Source organism: Natronincola ferrireducens (assembly GCF_900100845.1).
GTDB classification, from domain to species: domain Bacteria; phylum Bacillota; class Clostridia; order Peptostreptococcales; family Natronincolaceae; genus Natronincola_B; species Natronincola_B ferrireducens.
In genome coordinates this window covers 108,080-127,159 of record NZ_FNFP01000003.1, presented here as the reverse complement: position 1 = coordinate 127,159, position 19,080 = coordinate 108,080, and the positions used below count along the sequence as shown (strand labels likewise).

Here is a 19,080-nt window from a genome sequence, read left to right as displayed (position 1 = left end):
CTAATTGCACCTTACCTTTCACCAATATACTGTGAATCTATACTATGGGCAATTTTTCCATTAATTATTGTCATACAGATTCTTGTTTGTACTTCCAAAGGATCTCCATCACATAAAACAATATCTGCATCTTTACCTTCTTTAATACTGCCAATTTGATCATCAACCTCTAATGCTCTTGCAGGATTTATTGTGACCATTCGTATTGCTTCTGCATAATCTAAACCTTCCTTCACTAAAAATCCTGCCATTGCTAACAAATATTTACCATTGGTAAAAGGATGATCTGATATAAGGGATACATTACAACCAGCATTCGATAAAATTTGAGCTGTCTTTGAAGAAGCATTTTTTAATTCTGTTTTTGATTTAAACATAAATAAAGGGCCTAGTAAGATAGGTTTATTTTTTTTCTTGAGCTCGTCTACAATCAAGTATCCCTCTGTACAATGATCCAATGTATATCTCAAATTATATTTTTCTGCAATTCTGATAGCAGTTAGAATATCATCTGCTCTATGGGCATGAATTTTCAAAGGAATTTCTCTTTTAAAAACAGGTGAAAATACCTCCCAGCGATAATCCTCTTCTATGTTTTTATTGTGTCTTTCATTAAAATACATTTTAGCTTTTATAAAATTTTCTTCTAGTAGGGCAGCTGTCGCCATGCGGGTGGAAGGAGTTTTGCCAATGTTATGATATACAGTTTTGGGATTTTCTCCCAAAGCTATTTTTAAAGCTGCGTATTCCTTTATTATTGCTTCTGACATGGTTGTGCCATGGGTTTTTAATATAGCAGCCATTCCTCCAATCACATTTCCGCTGCCAGGAGTAGCCATAACTGTAGTTATCCCAGATTCTACAGCTTCTTGGAAACAGGGATCCTTTGAATTTATTCCATCAATAGCTCGCATTTCAGGAGTTACTGGGTCTACACATTCGTTAGCATCATTCCCATTATGAGTATAGGTCCACATCCCGATATGACTATGGGCATCAATAAACCCTGGAAAAATATTTTTACCGTAACCATCAATAACTTGATTAATTTTTACATCATTAATAGTGTGGCCCACCTTTTCAATTTTGCTGCCATTGATTAATATGTCACCCTCAATATAATAGCCTTTTTCTACATCAAATATATTACCGCCTTTAATAAGTGTATACATTCTCCTCATCCACCTTATGTTTATGTAGTGATATAAATAAATACTACTGTATATCTAATAAATCCGTCATAATCCCTAAATATACCTTTGTTGCATTTATTACATCCTCTATATCTACCGTTTCATTATAGGCATGTATTCCTTCTATATTGGCAGGTCCATACTGAATTGTAGGAATTCCTGCATATCGATAGTATCTTGCATCGCTTGATGCCCATTGATAGGCTGGAACTACTTCTTTATTCCATATCTTTTGTGCATTTGTTACAGCAGACTGCACGATTTCTGTATTCGTATCAGTATAATTAGCCTCTGAATTCCAATTATATTCATATTCTATATCCACAATTCCTAGTCTTTCTACAATGTTTTCAAACTTATCCACAACATCTTGTATCTTTATACCGATCGGCACACGAATATCAACTGTTGCTTCACAATAGTCTGCTACCATATTTGTTTTTGTTCCTCCATGAATTGTGCCAATGTTTACTGTAACATGATCAATAACATTTTCTACACCATCGACCTCCAATACCTCCTTAGCGATACGCTTTGAATCTTCTAATACTTTCTTTTGATCTTCATTATAAATGCCTTTTAGTGTTCTAATCTCTTCCATAGCATTCAAAATTTTAGTAAGCTTTAGAATAGCATTGTCTCCCACGTAGTTTCCAATACTTCCATGGGCTGACTTACCATAGGATTTAATATGCAGCCAAAGTGATCCCTTTTGTCCTACTTCACAGTTGTTATAGGAAGTGGGCTCCGCAATAAGACATGCATCTCCACCATCTGCATATCCATTTTCCACCAACCATTTTGTGCCCATTTCTCCACTGGTCTCTTCATCTGGCACCACATGTAATACAATTTTTCCATTGATTTCTACTTCTTCATCTGCCAACACCTTCATGGCAAATATTAAAGCCCCTAATCCCGCCTTCATATCAGAGGTTCCCCTTCCAAGAATCTTACCATCGATAATCTTCCCACAAAAAGGATCAAAATCCCATTTGGATCTATCTCCTGCCGGAACCACATCACTATGTCCATTTAATAGTAAAGTCTTTTCTCCGCCTTTCCCCAAAGTAGCCACGATATTAGGTTTATCTTCTTGAGGTCTGATTACCTCATGTACTATATTAGATCTGTTGAGTTCATTGCATATTAACCTTGTGATATCTTCCATATCCCCCGGTGGATTTTCACTGGGGATTTGAATCATTTCAGAACACAAACACAGCAAATCTTCTTTTTTATCATCTACTACTTTCCATAATCTTTGTTTTAGTATTTCGTTTTTCATACTCCTGCCTCCTCTTTTATATATGCCTTACCTATGTAACAAACAAGCAACTTTATGGCCTTCCTTTACATCCTTCAATTCCGGAAGGATCTCCTTACATTCTTTCATGTAGTTTGGACACCTACCCGAAAATGGACAGCCGCTTGGTAGATTTAAAGGACTTGGTATTTCCCCCTTAAGCTTTATTTTTTCTTTTTTATCCATTGGATTTTCTGGAGGAATCGCAGAAAATAATGCCCTTGTATAAGGATGTAAAGGATTTTTATAAATCTCTTGAGAATCCCCCATCTCTACAATTCTTCCTAAATACATAATAGCAATTCTATCACTGATATATTTTACAACACTTAAATCATGGGAGATAAACACATAGGTTAAATCCAGTTTTTGTTGTAATGTCTTTAAAAGGTTTAGTACTTGAGCTTGAACAGATACATCTAATGCTGAAACAGGTTCATCACATACAATAAGCTTTGGATTCAATGCTAATGCCCTAGCTACATTGATTCTTTGTCTTTGCCCCCCACTAAATTCATGGGGATAGCGAATCCCATGATATTCATCCAATCCAACCATTTGTAATAACTCACTTACCCGCTCTTTACGTTCTTTTGGTGTTCCAATATTATGAATCTTCATTGGTTCTTCAATAAGACTACCTACGGTTTTCCTCGGATCTAACGATGAATATGGATCTTGAAAAATAATTTGTATATCTTTCCTCATATTTTTCATTTCCTTTTCCGATAACTCTGAAAGTAAAATATCTTCGTATCTTACTTTACCTGAGCTAGGGTGGATCAAGCGAAGTATACTTTTTCCCAATGTGGATTTACCACATCCAGACTCACCAATAATTCCTAGTGTTTCCCCTTTATACACCTCAAAAGAAACATTATTTACTGCCTTTAAATACTTTGGGGGGGTAAATAGCTTATTGCTTTGGATCTTAAATGTTTTTGTCAAATTTTCTACTGCCATAATGGTATCCTTCATACTATACCTTCTCCCCCTTTATCTTTAAGCTCTTTGTTTCTGTTTGAAAGTGACACGCAACAAAATGATTTTCATTAACCTCTAGTAGTTGAGGGTCCTTTTCCTGACAAATATCTTGGGCATAGGCACATCGGTTATAAAAATTACAAGCGTTGCCTGTTAACTTTAAATCTGGGGGGCCTCCAGGAATAACCGTTAATGGCTTATCAGGATCATCGCTTAATTTAGGCATGGAATTAAGTAACCCCAATGTGTATGGATGCCTAGGATTGCTATACAAGGTTCTCGCATCTGCATACTCCACTGTTTTACCTGCGTACATAACCATTACCTTATCACAAATATCCCAGACAACTCCTAAGTTATGGGTTATCATAAGAATAGATGTTCCTAACTGTCTTTGAAGGTCCTTTAATAAATCCAGCACTTGAGCTTGTACAGTAACATCTAATGCTGTAGTAGGTTCGTCAGCAATAATCATTTTAGGCTTACAAACAATAGCCATGGCAATAATTACCCTTTGTCTCATTCCACCAGAAAATTCATGGGGATAAGAATTTAGCCGTTTTTCTGCTTCAGGAATCCCAACCATGTTAAGAGCTTCAACAGCTATTTTTTTTACTTCTTTATCTGATACATTTTGATGAATCTTAATAACTTCCATAATTTGTTGTCCAATGGTAAATACCGGATCCAATGAGGTCATAGGATCTTGAAAAATCATAGATATCTCTTTTCCTCGTATGCTTAACATTTCTTTTTCTTTTAACTTTAATAAGTCTTTGCCTTCAAATAAAATCTCTCCATCCACAATTCTACCAATAGGATTTGCTACTAACCGCATAATAGAAGAAGCAGTAACACTTTTTCCCGAACCCGACTCACCGACAATTCCTAGGGTTTCCCCTTCGTTGATTCGAAAACTGACTCCGTCTACTGCCTTTACGATACCGGTGGAAAGATAAAAATATGTTTTTAAATTATTTACTTTGATAATTTCTTTGCTCATATTTCCACCTCCATTTATTAAAATCTTTGTTTCATCTTTTGAAATGCTTCTTTTACTTCCCTCATATTGTCTTTAGAAGCTAATAGGTCAATAGTCGTCATACCCATAGCTTTTGCCCCTTTCAATAGGGCATTTCTTCCTCTATCATCTCCTGCTGCCTCTAAAAACTCAGGTGTATGTCCTCGTGTTCCCTCTGCAATCTGTATATAGGATTGCAATCCCGGAATTTCATGGGTTACGTTTCCCATGTCGGTACAACCAATCCCTAATTCTCTTTCCCTGGGACAAATAGTTTCACCTAATAAAATTAAATTCTTCGCCAATAAATCTTCTAATTTTTCATTGTTTCTTATGTCTTCATAGGGTAAACCTATATATTTATATTTGAAAGTTGTTTTTGTTGCCTTTGCAACAGCTTTGCAAATTTCCAAAAACCTCTCTACTAATTCCTCTTTATACTTCATTTTAAATGAACGGATAGTAAATTTGGCTTGAGTATGATCTGGTACATATATTGGATCTTCTCCACCCTTGCTAATTATTCCAATGATTTTTCCCTTCTCAAGCACTTCTAACCCCATGCCGTTTACCATATTAAACAATTGTATAACAGCATTCAATGCTGAAATTCCTTCTTCAGGAAAGGTAGCTGCATGGGCAGTCTTGCCATAGAAGTTCACTTCTATATCAGTTCTAGAATAGGAGATGTCGTTCACAACAGTATCACTGGCAGGATGCAAAATCATGGCGGCATCTATTCCATCAAATACGTTATTTTCTAACATGATAATCTTACCACCCCCACCTTCTTCTGCCGGCGTTCCAAATACACTCACTTTTCCACCAATCTCATCTATCACAGACTTTACTGCAATACCGGCTCCTAATGCAGTTGCTGCCATAATGTTATGTCCACATGCATGCCCCATTCCCTTGACAGCATCATATTCGCCAAACAACCCAATATGATTCCCTGGTTTTCCAGTATCATAGGTAGCCACAAAAGCTGTATCTAATCCTCCTAAACCCTTTTGTACTTTAAAGCCACTATTTTCTAAGTAACCTATTATTTTTTTAGTAGCAAGGTACTCCTCAAAACAATATTCTGGATGATTATATATATAATCAGAAACTTCAAACAGATCTTTGGATATTTCGTCAACTTTCCTAATAACCCTCTCTTTATACTGATCTATATCCATTGTATTTCCCCCTTTTTACACCTATAGTCACCATCACTACCGTTTCATCTTAGGGTCCAACACATCACGAATACCATCACCTAATAGATTGAATCCCAGTACTGTAACCAAAATAGCTAAACCTGAGTAAGTAGCAATATGGGAAGCTGTGTTAAGATAATCTTTTCCTGATCGTAGAATTGTTCCCCATGATGCAGTTGGAGGTCGAATTCCTAATCCTAGAAAACTCAATGCTGCTTCAGAAATAATTGCTCCTGCCACATTTAATGTAGCATACACAATAATGGGTGAAATACTATTGGGGAGAATATGGGCAAATAACAACCTTATATCAGAAGCCCCCAATGCTCGGATGGCTTGGCAGTATTCTTCATTCTTTACTATGTGAACTTGGCCTCGTACAATTCGTGCAAATCCTGGAATATTGGCAATACCAATAGCCAATATAACATTCTGCAATCCATCTCCTAAAACTGTCATTAAAACAATAGCCAATAATACAAAGGGAAAAGCAAACATACCATCCATCAAACGCATAATAATCGTATCCACGATTCCTCCCTTAAAACCAGCAACTAGCCCTAAAAGAATTCCAATAATGCCTCCAAATAGCATTCCTCCAACGGCTACAATAATAGAGATTCTAGCACCGTATATAATTCTGCTTAATAAATCCCGTCCAAATTCATCAGTTCCCAAAATATGTCCATTTTGTCCAGGCTTTAAATAACTATTACCTAAATCCATAAGATTTGGATCTTGAGGAGCTAAAAAGGGAGAAAAGATTGCTATCATTACCATAACTATTACAATTACAAGGCCTATCATTGCCGTTTTATTTCTCTTTAATTTGTTCCAAGCATTATTAGACTTTCTTTCTTTTAATATCATTTCCTGCTGTGTCACTATGTCCACTGTAATTCCTTTGCTGTCCATCTAGTCCCCTCCTTTCCCTGATTCAAATGAAACCTTGGGATTTATATAGAGATATACAATATCCACCAATAGATTCATGAATACATAAATAAAAGCGATAAATAATACTGTACTTTGAATTAATGCATAGTCTCTGTTTCCTATGGCATCAACAATTAATTTTCCCATTCCAGGCCAACTAAATATGGTTTCTGTCAAAATAGCCCCTGATAATAGAGATGACATTTGAAGTCCTAATACCGTAATGATAGGAGGCAGAGCATTTTTTAAGGCATGTTTCCAAACAACAACTTTTTCCTTTAAACCTTTTGCCCGCAATGCCTTAATATAATCCTGTTTGATAATTTCCAGCATGCTAGAACGGGTAATTCGAGCAAATGTAGCGGCAGGAATCGTAGCTAGACATATGCTTGGCAAAATGAAATGACTAATCACATTCCATAATCCTTTATCTAAACTTCCCATTCCTATAGATGGAAGCCACCCTAAATTCACGCTAAATATTAATACCATCATTAGGCCCAGCCAAAATATAGGCATAGATACACCAACTAAGGCAATCACCATAGAAATATAATCAAACATAGAATATTGTTTTGTTGCAGAAATAATTCCCACAGGCACACCCACAAGTAAGGCAATAATAATACTTACCAAACTCAAATATAACGTATTAGGAAATGTTTCCATAATCATTTTTGTTACCGGTTCATTATAGTAATAGGACTTGCCCAAATCCCCCCTGATTACACCTTTTAGATATCCCGTAAACTGTTCACCAATACTTTTATTTAATCCTAGTTCTTCGCTTAATGCCTCCACTGCTTCTACTGGTGCTTGAGGACCCAGCATTACACTAGCAGGATTACCCGGTATCATACGAGTGATTACAAAAATGATGGTAACAACAATAAATAAGATAGGAATGAGTTGTAAAATTCTTTTTAATATGACCTTTAGCATGTTTTCACTCCCTAGTTTTTAGTTGAATTGAAGAAAAAACTCCATACAATAATGGCTATCATATAGAGTCTTTCTTCACGATCCTATAAGGACCTTAAGATTTTTACAAGCATTTTAAAGTCTTTATTTTCGTAACCAAACATTTACCTCTGGTGAAACAAAGATTTTTTGATTATCTGCTCTCATTTCAAATCCCTGTACTCTGCTTGTTAATCCATAGATTACTTTCTCATTAGAATAATTTACACGTGAATATTCTTCTGTAATACTCTTTAACGCTTTTTTGTAAAGTTCAGCTCTTTCCTCCTGGTTCGATACCCTTGCTGCTTCATCCAGTAATTCATCTACTTCTGGTTTGTTAAAGCCTTGTCCATTTCCTAATGCCCCTATTTGGGAACTATGGAACATCTGATTTAAAAAGAAGTAAGGATCTGGGTACCATGTCCAAGACATCCCGTAAATAGGTGCCTTTCCTTTAGATGCGATATCACTAAAGGTACCCCACTCAGCAGTTTTGATATCTAAATCTATATTTAAATTTTGTTTTAAGAACTGTTGTATAATAGTAGCCATTTTTACTCTAGCTGGTTGATCTGCTACATATATTTCTGTTTTAAATCCATCAGGATACCCCGCCTCAGTCAATAGCTCTTTTGCCTTTTCGGGATCATATGATGGAATTAAGCTTTCTAAATCTGGGTCATATCCCCATGATCCTGGAGGCAATGGTAAATAGGCTCTTTGGGCTTCATCATATTGATAAATTCCTTTTACCATCTGATCGATATCGATGGCACGAATAATAGCTTCTCGTACTCTCTTATCGGTTGTTGGACCTTCTATCAAGTTCATGTAGAAATAAGCTACGTGTAATCCAGGTATTTCACTTAATACAAGATTCGGATCATCATTCACAATTTTTACACTCTCACCTGTAAGGCCTGTTGCAATATCAATTTCACCTGTTCTTAATGCATTTGTCATCATATTTTGATCTGCAATAAATTTAAATGTTACACCATCCAGATAAGGTTTTGGCCCCCAATAATTTTCGTTTCTCTCTAAGATTACACTATCATCTCTTTTCCATTCTACTACCTTGAAGGGGCCTGTTCCTACTAGGTTAAATCCAAAGGCATCTCCCCATCCTTCTACTTCTTCTTGTGGTACAATAACATTACCAGCATCAGTAAGTACGGTTAAAAAAGAAGAATTTGCATCTTTTAAATAACAATTAACCTCAAAATCATTTACTACTTCCACATAATCCAACATACTTAATCGATTCATGGCTGATTCTTTAGCAGACCGTTCTAAAGAGTATTTTATATCATCTGCCTTCATCTGCCTTCCATCTTGATATTTTCCTTTTTGGAAATATACATCATCTCTTAGCTTAAAGTTATATACCTTTCCATCTTCTGAAACAGACCATTCAGTCGCTAAGTTTGCTACTACCTCACTTAAATCCTGCTTGTATCTCACTAATGTATTACCAACATTTACGATAATGTCCCCTTCATATACACCTGTGTACTTTACTGGATCTATAGTTTTTGGTGTTGCTGAAAGAGCAATAGTAACTACTCCTCCTTCTTTACTCTGTTCAGATACTTCTCCAGATGTTACATCTGTTGCAGTTGACTCCTGCTGATTGTCACTCTTTTTAGATCCACAACCTACTAACATAGTTAAACTAAGTACTAAAATTAAGATGATACTAATTGGCTTTAATATTTTTTTCATGCTTTTTCCTCCTTATATTATTATTTATTAGCTCATTGCAGAATGCTACAACTGGCTTAAACACAGAATTTCAACATACTTAAATAGCAATTTCCTATGCTAATTCTTTTTAATGTATTTTTATGAATATCTTTAATTTCTAATTAATTTGAGAGTTATGTCTTGGACATAATTTCATTTTTAAAACTTACTATTCTCTTCCTGGTGTTTGTAAGTATTTAGATTCTCCATAAAGTTCAATCAATTTCTGATAATTTTCTGGACAATAGAAACTACATTTTCCTTCACTGTAATCCTTGGCTACTTCAATAGCATAACGCCCTGCCATTTCTATATCTATGACATGAGATGCACCTGTGGCACACCCTGCTACAGCTACTTCTGTTGTAATAGCTACCCCTACAACAGGAGCTGATGTAGCTACAGCTGGTTGTAAGATACTATTGATATGAGGTAATTTATTAGAGTAAGGTGTAATATCTTGAGTTGATAAGGCAAATACATTAGGTAATCTTCCTGTTACTCTTTTCATAATCTGTAATAAGTCATAACTAACAGGTAGTATATATCCTTCTTTAACAGTTGGTGAAATTGCAAAGCCCTTATGGTTAATAATTTCATTTCCTTTTGTTGTATCTATAGATAAAATTGCATCCATTTCTGTTAACACTTCTATTTCATTCATCTGATCCATATCTACTGGGGAACCCATGAATGGAACAGGATAATGTTCTTCTGTAGGTGCATCTGGACATATATGGGTTGTTACGATAACATCTCCCCTCAATACATCTCCCCTGTTTTGCATTTCTACTAATTTTAGAGCAACAGACATAGCTGCCACAGCACCATCTCCATCTGAAACATATCCGATCACCTCTGGTCTAGCACCGAGACCACCTAAACGGCCTATAATACCTAAAGTAGGTGCATCGCCTCCCTTTAATTTCCCATGCTTTCCTGCAATAACAACTTTAATAAAATCTGTTGAACCCTGTTTTCCCAATATTTTTGTAACAGTAATATCTGTCGCTCCCTTAGATTCAAAAAAAGCCTTTAGTTTTTCTCCCGAAGCATCGGCTCTGTCTATTAACTCATAAATTTCTAGTACCTGCTTTAAAATCATTTTATCCTCTCCATTCTATTTCCATAATATTGACCATTGTTTAATTTGTCATTATTTTGTATAAATATTTAATTATATTATTTTACTTTAAATATTTAGTGATTTCTATATACATTTGTACATAAATAGCCACAATTTTATATTCATTTGCACAATCATCTCTAATATGCTGTTCTATATATCCCTACTTTCTTCCAATAAATAATACCTTTTGTCTTAATACAACAAAAGGTAGTACCATCTATAATGAATATATTAATGAATTAAGATCTATATATTTTATATTCTGTCAATAAAAAAAACAAAGGGAACTATATCCCTTTGTTTTTAACAATCTGGTGTTTCACCAGCTACAAAGCCAGATTCTTTTAATACTGCCATTGCTGTATTTAATTTACCTTCATTTACCATAAGAATTGGTCCTGTACAACCCATACCACTTTCTGCATAGATTCCTTTTTTCCACAATATTTTTACCGCATCTTCTAGGTCCATAATGTCTATGCCTGATATAGATCCTGTCACCACTTCCGTTGGTGGTGCTGTTACTTCTTCTTCATCTTGATTTGCTTTTTTTGTATCTTTTGTCAAGGATTTTAGAATATCATCTAGTTTTGCTTTTTTAGCTTTTTGGAATTCTTCTTTTACCACTTCTTTTAAATTTCCTTTTACTAAATCAGCTGCATAAGCAATAGCGTTGGCGATTACTGGAACACCAGAGGCTCTAGATAAAATTAAAATGGTTCTTTCTTGTCCTTCACCTATTCCTGGCCCATAACCGTAGCCTATAGATTCATAATCCCCACCCGTCGTAAAAGCGGAGAAGACTTTCATAAAGACGTTACCTGTTAATGTATCCTGAACCATAATGTCTGGTGTACCTGCTAGAAGGTCGTTGCCCCTCATGATACAACCTCCATCACTTCTCATGGACTCTGTTAGGTTTATGTCATAGCCATTGGCTTTTAGTTCTTTTAACGCTTTTTCTACCTGACGGGCTCCGTCTACATTCAGGATTCCTACAGTTGGTCTTTTAATTCCACTGGCTTTTGCTGCCATAATCCCATAGAGGGCATTTTTTACCATGGCTTCTACTCTATGGGGGGAGGAGGTTCCTGTTGTGGTTGCGATAAACATTTCTTTACCCTTCCCTGGGGTGATGACCTTTCCTACCGTAGATACCCCTATTGGAAAATTGTAGTGTAGGGTTACTGCACCGTCTATTTCTCCGCTATCCAATAGTTTTTCCATAGTTTTATGCATTTCTTCTTCTGTAGTAGCTTCGTGGATGGTTAGATCTGTTTGAGTCTTTGGACCGATCAACACCACTTTGTAGCTACTGGATCTATTTTGGGCAATTTCTGCTGCTTTTACCAGGTTGTCTATCCCATGTTCACTACCAAGGGTAGTTAGACCTATGGTTATTTTTTTGCTGAATTCCCCGGTTTCGATGGCGTCAGCTATGTTGCTGAATACTTTGCCGATCATTTGTTTTACTGCTTTATTTTCTGACATTGTATTCACTCCTTATTCTGCTAGTAGGTGGCTAGCAAAGTTTCTCATGGCTTCGGCGATCATAGTTTTGACTTCTGTCTCTGATATGCCTGCTGTTTCTGTGGCCTGGCCTTGATTTACTTCCATGATAATGGATACTCCGTCAAATTGGTTGGTCATCCTAGCTAAGAAGAGACTACCTTTTCCTACAATCATCGCTCTTTGGATTTCTTGATTTAAGAAGGCCTCTCTTGCATGACCCAGGTAAGGTACACCACTTGGTATATGACCCTGGGTTGGTGCCCACCCCGGCATACCATGTTTTTCTCCAAAGGTTGCTACGTCTTTTCTATCCATTTCTCCACGTTTTACTCCTAAGGCTGCGATCATTTTGTAATTCGCTTCTGGTACGTCTCCTGCTCCTGCCGGTTTGGTAATATCTGGGTTCTGCATTTCTACCGAGTATTTGTCTACATCGGTGATTTTTAAGTTCCCTTTATCTAATGGTGCTGTAATAAGGGATGTAATGACGGCTTGAGGTGAAGATCCAGTTCCTACTGTATGTCTTCCTAATAAATCAGTTCTTAAGATTGGGCTCACACCATCGTTTTTGCTTACTAATACGGCAAAGCCCCCTATTACATCTTCAAGAATTGGCATTTCTTTTTTTACGTGGTCTTTGCCATTCATACCTAGCTTTGCTGTTGCCCCACCAGCTACCACCACAACGTTTTCATAGGCTCCTGATTTTACTAGAGCCGCTGCTTCGATCAATGCATGGGTTGGTGCTGCACAGAAGGCTCTTGTATCGGAACCGGTGGCGTTTACTGCCCCTGCTACTTCTGCAATGGCTTTTGCAAAGTTTCCTCCACCCCTTTGGTTCATATCACCACAGGCTTCTTCAGAGCATTCAATAACGTATTGGATTTCTGTTACATCTACATTGTTTTTGTCTAATAGATGCAGGAACGATAATACTCCCGATGCCTTTACTACTAAGTTTTCAAACATAATATGAGCGTTTAGATTGGGATCTACTTCATGGGCTCTTTTTACACAGCCTACGATTTTATCATCTTGGTAGATGGCTTCAGCATGATATTCGTTAATGGCTTTTTTAATTTCTTCTAAATCTTCTCCTTCTTTTAGCTTATCCATTAACTGTGGTGTTATTAAAGGATGATTAGCTAATTTTGCTTTTATAGTAGCTGTAAAGCTTTTTTCTAGCTTTACTAAGTCAAAGGCGTCTACGATTTTCAGCAGACCTATAAATTCATCTTGGGGCATAATTTCACCGAATTTACTATATCTATCAGCCCCTTCTACTTTTTTGTCATACCATGGCATATCATAATTTTTTAAGTGTTCTGGTTTGATTTTTCCAATGTAGACTTGGTTTGGTGGATAGCTTACTACATCTTCATATTTTCTTATGTGTTGTGGTAATTTTTTTAGGTATTCTGATTCTGGATTGGATAATTTTTCTGTTGTCTGGGTTGTTCCATTGTGCAGAATCATATCTGGTGTGTGGACCAGTACATAGGATGTCGCTTTTACTACTGCATAGGACATGGGGTTACACCTCCGTAATTTTTTATTATGATTTATTATTTAGTATCAAAGATGCCAGCTGATCAAATCAGCTGGCAAATTCAATTTTAGTCTTCAAAGACAGTTTGACCATCTACCTCTGTAGTTAGTGCCCTTAATGCTTTATCTACGATTTTTCTTCTTAAGGTTTTTTCATCCTTTGCATCCAAAGCAGGGTTGCCTAATGGATGGGGGATAGCTATAGCTGGTACAATCCTATTTGCACCAACCGTCAAGGATATAGGCACTACTGTACAGATATGAACTACTGGTAAGCCAGCTCTTTCAATTTCTTTTACCATTGTTGCACCGCAACGTGTACAGGTGCCTCATGTAGAGGTTAGGATAACAGCTTGCACACCATCAGCCACCAATTCCTTTGCAAATTCTGCTGCAAAGGCTTTGGAACTAGCTACAGATGTACCGTTTCCTACAGTGGTGTAGAAATATCTGTGTAGTTCTCCTATAACCCCTTCTTTTTCTAAATCCCTTAGTACGTCTACAGGTAATACTCTATCAGAGTCTTGATTGGCATATACTGGGTCATATCCACCATGGGCAGTTTCATGATCAGCCTCTGTTAAATCCATAAAGCTTCCGATATCATATTTACCATATTTAGATGCACTTGAAGATTCGATTTTGTCTGGGTTGCCCTTTGGTACAATACCACCAGATGTTACTAAAGCAATTTTTGCTTTTGCTAAATCCTTAACAGCGGGATTTGCTTCCACCCGGTCAAAGTCTGGCATTGGATACTCGGTAACGAATTCCCCGCCCTTTAACTTTTTGATTAACATATCAACGGCTCTCTTAGAACCTCTTTCGGAAGCAAAGTAATTTTTTCTGATTCCTCTTGACATGTATTTGTCTTCTTCTGGGGAGCCTATTTCTTCACCTTTTAATAGTTTTAGAGCAAGTTTTACCATATCAGGAACTGCTTTTCTCATAGCTGCCGCAGAGTTTCCTGTTTCAATGATATAAACACTCTTTTTAAACATATCTGCACCAGGATTTTCTGTATACATACCTGTAATTACAGGAATACCTAGCTGATCTTGAACTTCCTTAGCTATCGTTCCACAAGCTACACCATATCTTCCAGCATTGAAGGCAGGTCCTGCAATAAATAGATCAGGTTTATGTTTTTTTACCATATCAAGAACTTCAGCTTTAGCTGTTTCTAAGTTTTCATTGAAATAAGAGTCGCCACATATTATTGTTGCCACGATTTCTGCTTCTTCCTTTAAAGCAGTATTTAGGGCCATACCAGGTCCTACTACACCTTCTCTTAATTCAGGTTTGATATCAGCCTTTTCTTCTCCACCGATTCCAGCAAAGAATTGGTTGATATAATGAACGACTTTCTTTTTGCTCATACTTTCCCCCCTCTCTAAATTTTTACGGGAATTTTATTGACTAATCATTAAACTTGCTATATTCGCTTCTAATTCCGTTCATTTCTTCTATAATACCATCAACATCAAGCACCATTTCCATCATGCCGATTTGATCGTCATATACTGTAGCATCTACCTCATCTTTAAATTGAGGCTCTACTGCATGATATACTCGAAGTCCTAACTGGACTCCTGCCAATGGACCTGCAAAGGTTGGATCTCCAGCTGTCACAGTTTCAGCAGCCAAGCCTGCTGCTTCTGCTTCTGCTGCTCCTAATAAAACTACAACATTTTCAGCGCTGTATTTTTCTGTAAGATCCTTAACTCTTTTTTGGTTTTCTAGGTCCATTGCTCCTGCGGCGGTTCAGACAAAGCATTCAGTTGAAGAGAATACTACTTCTGCACCAGTGCCTTTTAAGCACTCCTCTATGGCAGGACCAGGGATTCCATCTCTATCACCGATGATGATAACCTTTTTGTTATCAAAACGTCCCATAATATCATCCTTTCTATATATTATATTTGTAGAATTTTATCCTAAGGTAATTTTTTAAACAAATAATCTTATAAAAAGATTAGTAGCCTTTGGCTGTGAGATTTCCAAAGCCTGTCTCATTTGTAGCACCTGTGATTGCTTGTATTTCTACTTCGATACTACCATCAGGTCTTAAGCTTCCATCAAAACCTCCAGCAATAACATTAGTATATTGTGTAGTACCAATGATTTTCTTCATTGGAGGTAAAACAATGGTTTCATTAGCATTCCCATTGGTTACAACTGCATCCGCCTTTGGATCAGCATCTGCTAAGGATTGAGATGCACCATCCCTACCTGCATATTCATCTGTAACAATAACAGTTTTAATGCCTTCATTTTCAATTTTTTTACAGTTCATAATTAAGTCAGTATCTGGATTGCCGAAGCCTTCTTGTGAAACAATAACAGCATCTAATCCTAAATACTTACATAACTTAGCTGTCCAGTTTGAAGATCTTTCTTTGTCGGCTAGGTAAACATTTTCATTGGTAATAATAACACCAACAAAGTTGTATTCTTTACCATGTTTTTCATAAAGGTCTTCAATAATTGAGTTGTTTTGATGTACATAAGTTGGGTTTTTATCACAAGCAGATACGCAGTTACCACTAATAATAGCACCATCCATTACTTCTGTTGGATAAAGAATTGTTGGCACAATTTTCTTTGCATCTACTCCATATACATAGGTGTCATGTAATAACCCTTGGGTTTGAAGCATATATACATATCCAACCTTAGGTAGATCAGGATATTTCTGAATAGATTCTAAAAGAGGCTCTGTTTCATAATATTTCATTTCGTCTGGTTCAAGATTTTTAGCAAATTCACCAAGGTATTGAGCAGCCTTTAAACCTATCATTCTTACAGCTGCTTCATGGTCATGTTGCTTAATACCTTCTACAGGATCTGCAACTATAACAACATTGTGAAGTTGAGAAAACGGAGTATACTCTGCTCCTGGTCCTGTCATGTCAATGATTCCTTCTTGGAAACCAACAATTTTCCCAGCGGTAACAACTGCTACATTCTTTAATGCATGTGTACGACCAGTCCCAACAGTGTCTACTTTGCTTATTACTCCAGGGAATATCCCTCCTGGACCCTCCACCTTAACTCTAGGCTCAATTACATCTTTTACAGGTGTAATTCTTACCTCTTCACCTGGATGAGCTAACTCAATTTCTAAACTTTTAATACGCTCATCTCCACCAATGGTGTTTAACATTTCTTCTTTGTTAATGTAGAGAATAGAATTTTCTATCTTAGTTGTGTCACTAAATTGCACATCTTTAATTAATATATTTCCTAACTCTAATCGCACAAACTTCACCTCCCTTTTTTATACAAGGCCTATAGCCTCCCAGCTCGTTCTAGCTATAGGCCAAAACAATTACAGCGTTATATATATTTCTTAATCATCGTCTCTGTATTGGCTTTGTTGGCTTCGTCCTTCGTTACTTCTTCTACCTTTTCTCCACCTTTGTAAATAGCAATAGTTGGAAGGCCTAATACTTTTTGTTTAATAGCCAGTCTTCTAGCTTGGGTTGTATTGAGTTTAACAAATTTAACCTTATCCCCATAAACTCCTTCAAGTTCCTCAATATCGGGCATTAAAGCTTTACAAGGTTCACATCCATCACTCCAAAAATCAACCAGTACAACACCTTCTGCTTCTAGCACTTCTTTATCGAAAGTATCCTTATCAACTGCTAACATCCATCTCACCTCCTTAAAAATAAAGTTTTACTCATGGAAAGTATTTTCAATATATTTTTCTGCTTGGATAGATGCAATAGCACCATCAGCCACAGCAGTTACTACCTGTCTTAAAGACTTTACTCTAATATCTCCAGCGGCAAACACACCAGGTATATTGGTTTTCATATTATCATCGGTTATTAAATACCCTACTTCATCCATATCTAACAAACCTTTAAATAGCTGGGTTTGAGGGATATATCCCACGAATACAAAGATACCAAATGTACCGTCTTCCTCATCAGCATGATACTCTGTAGTTTCCCCAGTTTTCAGGTTTTTGAAAACAACAGATTCTACCAATCCATCCCCTTTAACTTCTGTTATTGTAGTATCCCATATGAAGTCAATTTTAGGATTTTTGAAGGCTTTTTCTTGAATAGATTTTGCAGCCTTTAACGTATCTCTTCTATGTACGATAGTAACCTTTCTTGCAAACTTAGTTAAATGAATGGCTTCTTCAACTGCTGAATCGCCACCCCCCACTACAAATACTTCTAAATCTGTAAAGAAATCTGCGTCACATGTAGCACAATAGGAAACTCCTTTGCCTGTTAACTTCTTTTCACCAGGTACATCTAATAATCTTGGGCTAGCTCCTGAGGCTACAATTACAGCCCTAGCTTGGTAGGTTTCTTTTTCTCCTACAACTACTTTAATTTTATCTTCAAATTTTACTTCTTTAATTGCATCTTTTTTTATTTCTGCTCCAAATTCCTTACATTGCTCCACCATTCTAGCAATTAGAGATGGTCCTGTAGCATTTTCAATAGAACCAGGATAATTTGCTACTTCATTGGTTGTCACGATTTGTCCACCTGTCTTATCCTTTTCTAATATTAAAGTAGACATCTTTCCTCTTGCAGCATACAATCCTGCAGATAATCCTGCTGGACCAGCCCCAATAATGATTACATCATAAATTTTATCCATATTTTTCACTCCTTATGTGTTTTTTACTTATATATTTTATAAATTTTTATAAATAAATTTTATTATTAAAACATTTCTTCTAATACAACATACTTTGTAATCCACTATCTAGCAATCTATAGTCAATCTCACTAAAGTCCTTGAGAATAGCCTGTGACCATTGGGGTGTCTTTTTCATTGTTTGAAACTTTTTCGCTGTTTGAATACTATCCTCAATAATCATGATGGATTCCATATTCATTTTTCCCTTTATGTTAGAAATTAATGCACTTTTATAGGGGGTTTCATTGGGTTTAATGCTCCCCGACAATGGGTGTGTTAACAGTTCATGACCTTTATGTATAAAATCCCTTATTGTGATTAAAACCTCCATATAGGTTCCGTCGATAAAGACTACTTCATAATCGTTGCTATATTTTTGACGAACCTTAGGGTTATTGGTTATTATAATTGGCTTCAAAGTGGGACCTCCATCATTTTTATACTTTTTATGCAACTTTTTTTAGTTTATGTAGATATATTTTTTTCATGTGCAAAAGAACACTTTTTATGGGGTTTAAATGAACAAAACAAAAACAGAGATAATTTATGCCAACGCCCTGTTGTCACAAATGACCTCTGTTGATTTACCTGAGAGATTCTTTCCTTATAAAAAAAGAAATTGCTCCTTCGGTGCTATAATAGCTTTCCAGAGAACTGTCCAAATACGGTCCTTTTGCCTGAGATATTCCCTAAGAAATGGCGAATTTCTTAGCTTCCTCCTTCGGCGCCCTTGTTGGGTCTCTCCCGCATTCTTCATTCAGATATGTTTATTTATATTTTAAATAATTCCATACTTCATAATAAAATTTTCCTATTATATTCATTATAATAATAAACATTTCCACAATCAACAGTTTTTGGTA

17 protein-coding genes and 2 riboswitches are annotated in these 19,080 nt (G+C 36.3%); all 17 genes read right to left on the bottom strand.

Annotation, left to right across the window (positions count from 1 at the left end; all coding sequences use genetic code 11):
- Positions 1 to 11: 11 nt before the first annotated feature.
- Positions 12 to 1,172, bottom strand: coding sequence for an amidohydrolase (locus tag BLS22_RS08930; protein ID WP_090553401.1), 1,161 nt, complete (start codon positions 1,170 to 1,172; stop codon positions 12 to 14).
- A gap of 43 nt (positions 1,173 to 1,215) precedes the next feature.
- On the bottom strand, positions 1,216 to 2,481 hold the full coding sequence (locus BLS22_RS08925; protein WP_090553400.1) for a M20 family metallopeptidase: 1,266 nt from the start codon (positions 2,479 to 2,481) through the stop codon (positions 1,216 to 1,218).
- A 27-nt stretch (positions 2,482 to 2,508) separates the two neighbouring features.
- Complete coding sequence (locus BLS22_RS08920) at positions 2,509 to 3,477, bottom strand: ABC transporter ATP-binding protein (protein ID WP_090553399.1); 969 nt, start codon at positions 3,475 to 3,477, stop codon at positions 2,509 to 2,511.
- Position 3,478: 1 nt separating this feature from the next.
- Positions 3,479 to 4,486 (bottom strand): ABC transporter ATP-binding protein, encoded by a 1,008-nt coding sequence (locus BLS22_RS08915; protein ID WP_090553398.1) that lies wholly within the window; start codon positions 4,484 to 4,486, stop codon positions 3,479 to 3,481.
- A 17-nt stretch (positions 4,487 to 4,503) separates the two neighbouring features.
- Positions 4,504 to 5,688: a M20 family metallopeptidase gene (locus BLS22_RS08910; protein WP_090553397.1), complete on the bottom strand. Its 1,185-nt coding sequence runs from the start codon at positions 5,686 to 5,688 to the stop codon at positions 4,504 to 4,506.
- Between the two features lie 36 nt (positions 5,689 to 5,724).
- Positions 5,725 to 6,624 carry an ABC transporter permease gene (locus BLS22_RS08905; protein WP_208974686.1) on the bottom strand — a complete coding sequence of 300 codons (900 nt, stop codon included), beginning with the start codon at positions 6,622 to 6,624 and terminating at the stop codon, positions 5,725 to 5,727.
- Positions 6,625 to 7,587, bottom strand: coding sequence for an ABC transporter permease (locus BLS22_RS08900; protein WP_090553396.1), 963 nt, complete (start codon positions 7,585 to 7,587; stop codon positions 6,625 to 6,627).
- Between the two features lie 123 nt (positions 7,588 to 7,710).
- Positions 7,711 to 9,333 (bottom strand): ABC transporter substrate-binding protein, encoded by a 1,623-nt coding sequence (locus BLS22_RS08895; RefSeq protein ID WP_090553395.1) that lies wholly within the window; start codon positions 9,331 to 9,333, stop codon positions 7,711 to 7,713.
- Positions 9,334 to 9,523: 190 nt separating this feature from the next.
- The gene (locus tag BLS22_RS08890; RefSeq protein WP_090553394.1) at positions 9,524 to 10,459 is read right to left on the bottom strand and encodes a DUF1177 domain-containing protein; all 936 of its coding nucleotides are present in this window, start codon (positions 10,457 to 10,459) and stop codon (positions 9,524 to 9,526) included.
- 327 nt (positions 10,460 to 10,786) lie between these two features.
- Positions 10,787 to 11,974, bottom strand: coding sequence for a glycine/sarcosine/betaine reductase complex component C subunit alpha (grdD, locus tag BLS22_RS08885; protein ID WP_090553393.1), 1,188 nt, complete (start codon positions 11,972 to 11,974; stop codon positions 10,787 to 10,789).
- A 12-nt stretch (positions 11,975 to 11,986) separates the two neighbouring features.
- Positions 11,987 to 13,525, bottom strand: a complete 1,539-nt coding sequence (grdC, locus tag BLS22_RS08880; RefSeq protein WP_090553392.1) for a glycine/sarcosine/betaine reductase complex component C subunit beta — start codon at positions 13,523 to 13,525, stop codon at positions 11,987 to 11,989.
- A gap of 86 nt (positions 13,526 to 13,611) precedes the next feature.
- Positions 13,612 to 14,922, bottom strand: coding sequence for a glycine reductase complex selenoprotein B (gene grdB / locus BLS22_RS08875; protein ID WP_090553391.1), 1,311 nt, complete (start codon positions 14,920 to 14,922; stop codon positions 13,612 to 13,614).
- Positions 14,923 to 14,962: 40 nt separating this feature from the next.
- Positions 14,963 to 15,439 (bottom strand): glycine/sarcosine/betaine reductase complex selenoprotein A, encoded by a 477-nt coding sequence (grdA, locus tag BLS22_RS08870; protein WP_090553390.1) that lies wholly within the window; start codon positions 15,437 to 15,439, stop codon positions 14,963 to 14,965.
- Between the two features lie 79 nt (positions 15,440 to 15,518).
- Positions 15,519 to 16,805, bottom strand: a complete 1,287-nt coding sequence (locus BLS22_RS08865; RefSeq protein WP_090553389.1) for a glycine/sarcosine/betaine reductase component B subunit — start codon at positions 16,803 to 16,805, stop codon at positions 15,519 to 15,521.
- Between the two features lie 77 nt (positions 16,806 to 16,882).
- Positions 16,883 to 17,200: a thioredoxin TrxA gene (gene trxA / locus BLS22_RS08860; protein ID WP_090553388.1), complete on the bottom strand. Its 318-nt coding sequence runs from the start codon at positions 17,198 to 17,200 to the stop codon at positions 16,883 to 16,885.
- Positions 17,201 to 17,227: 27 nt separating this feature from the next.
- Positions 17,228 to 18,175 (bottom strand): thioredoxin-disulfide reductase, encoded by a 948-nt coding sequence (gene trxB / locus BLS22_RS08855; RefSeq protein ID WP_090553387.1) that lies wholly within the window; start codon positions 18,173 to 18,175, stop codon positions 17,228 to 17,230.
- A gap of 79 nt (positions 18,176 to 18,254) precedes the next feature.
- Positions 18,255 to 18,635 carry a GrdX family protein gene (locus BLS22_RS08850; RefSeq protein WP_090553386.1) on the bottom strand — a complete coding sequence of 127 codons (381 nt, stop codon included), beginning with the start codon at positions 18,633 to 18,635 and terminating at the stop codon, positions 18,255 to 18,257.
- Between the two features lie 156 nt (positions 18,636 to 18,791).
- Positions 18,792 to 18,869: riboswitch (glycine riboswitch) on the bottom strand.
- Positions 18,870 to 18,872: 3 nt separating this feature from the next.
- A riboswitch (glycine riboswitch) is annotated at positions 18,873 to 18,974 on the bottom strand.
- Positions 18,975 to 19,080 lie beyond the last annotated feature (106 nt).

Excerpts from the sequence above, each read along its gene's own strand:
- BLS22_RS08930 (WP_090553401.1), bottom strand. The coding sequence starts at position 1,172 with ATGTATACACTTATTAAAGGCGGTAATATATTTGATGTAGAAAAAGGC.
- BLS22_RS08925 (WP_090553400.1), bottom strand. The coding sequence starts at position 2,481 with ATGAAAAACGAAATACTAAAACAAAGATTATGGAAAGTAGTAGATGAT.
- BLS22_RS08920 (WP_090553399.1), bottom strand. The coding sequence starts at position 3,477 with ATGAAGGATACCATTATGGCAGTAGAAAATTTGACAAAAACATTTAAG.
- BLS22_RS08915 (WP_090553398.1), bottom strand. The coding sequence starts at position 4,486 with ATGAGCAAAGAAATTATCAAAGTAAATAATTTAAAAACATATTTTTAT.
- BLS22_RS08910 (WP_090553397.1), bottom strand. The coding sequence starts at position 5,688 with ATGGATATAGATCAGTATAAAGAGAGGGTTATTAGGAAAGTTGACGAA.
- BLS22_RS08905 (WP_208974686.1), bottom strand. The coding sequence starts at position 6,624 with ATGGACAGCAAAGGAATTACAGTGGACATAGTGACACAGCAGGAAATG.
- BLS22_RS08900 (WP_090553396.1), bottom strand. The coding sequence starts at position 7,587 with ATGCTAAAGGTCATATTAAAAAGAATTTTACAACTCATTCCTATCTTA.
- BLS22_RS08895 (WP_090553395.1), bottom strand. The coding sequence starts at position 9,333 with ATGAAAAAAATATTAAAGCCAATTAGTATCATCTTAATTTTAGTACTT.
- BLS22_RS08890 (WP_090553394.1), bottom strand. The coding sequence starts at position 10,459 with ATGATTTTAAAGCAGGTACTAGAAATTTATGAGTTAATAGACAGAGCC.
- grdD (WP_090553393.1), bottom strand. The coding sequence starts at position 11,974 with ATGTCAGAAAATAAAGCAGTAAAACAAATGATCGGCAAAGTATTCAGC.
- grdC (WP_090553392.1), bottom strand. The coding sequence starts at position 13,525 with ATGTCCTATGCAGTAGTAAAAGCGACATCCTATGTACTGGTCCACACA.
- trxA (WP_090553388.1), bottom strand. The coding sequence starts at position 17,200 with ATGTTAGCAGTTGATAAGGATACTTTCGATAAAGAAGTGCTAGAAGCA.
- trxB (WP_090553387.1), bottom strand. The coding sequence starts at position 18,175 with ATGGATAAAATTTATGATGTAATCATTATTGGGGCTGGTCCAGCAGGA.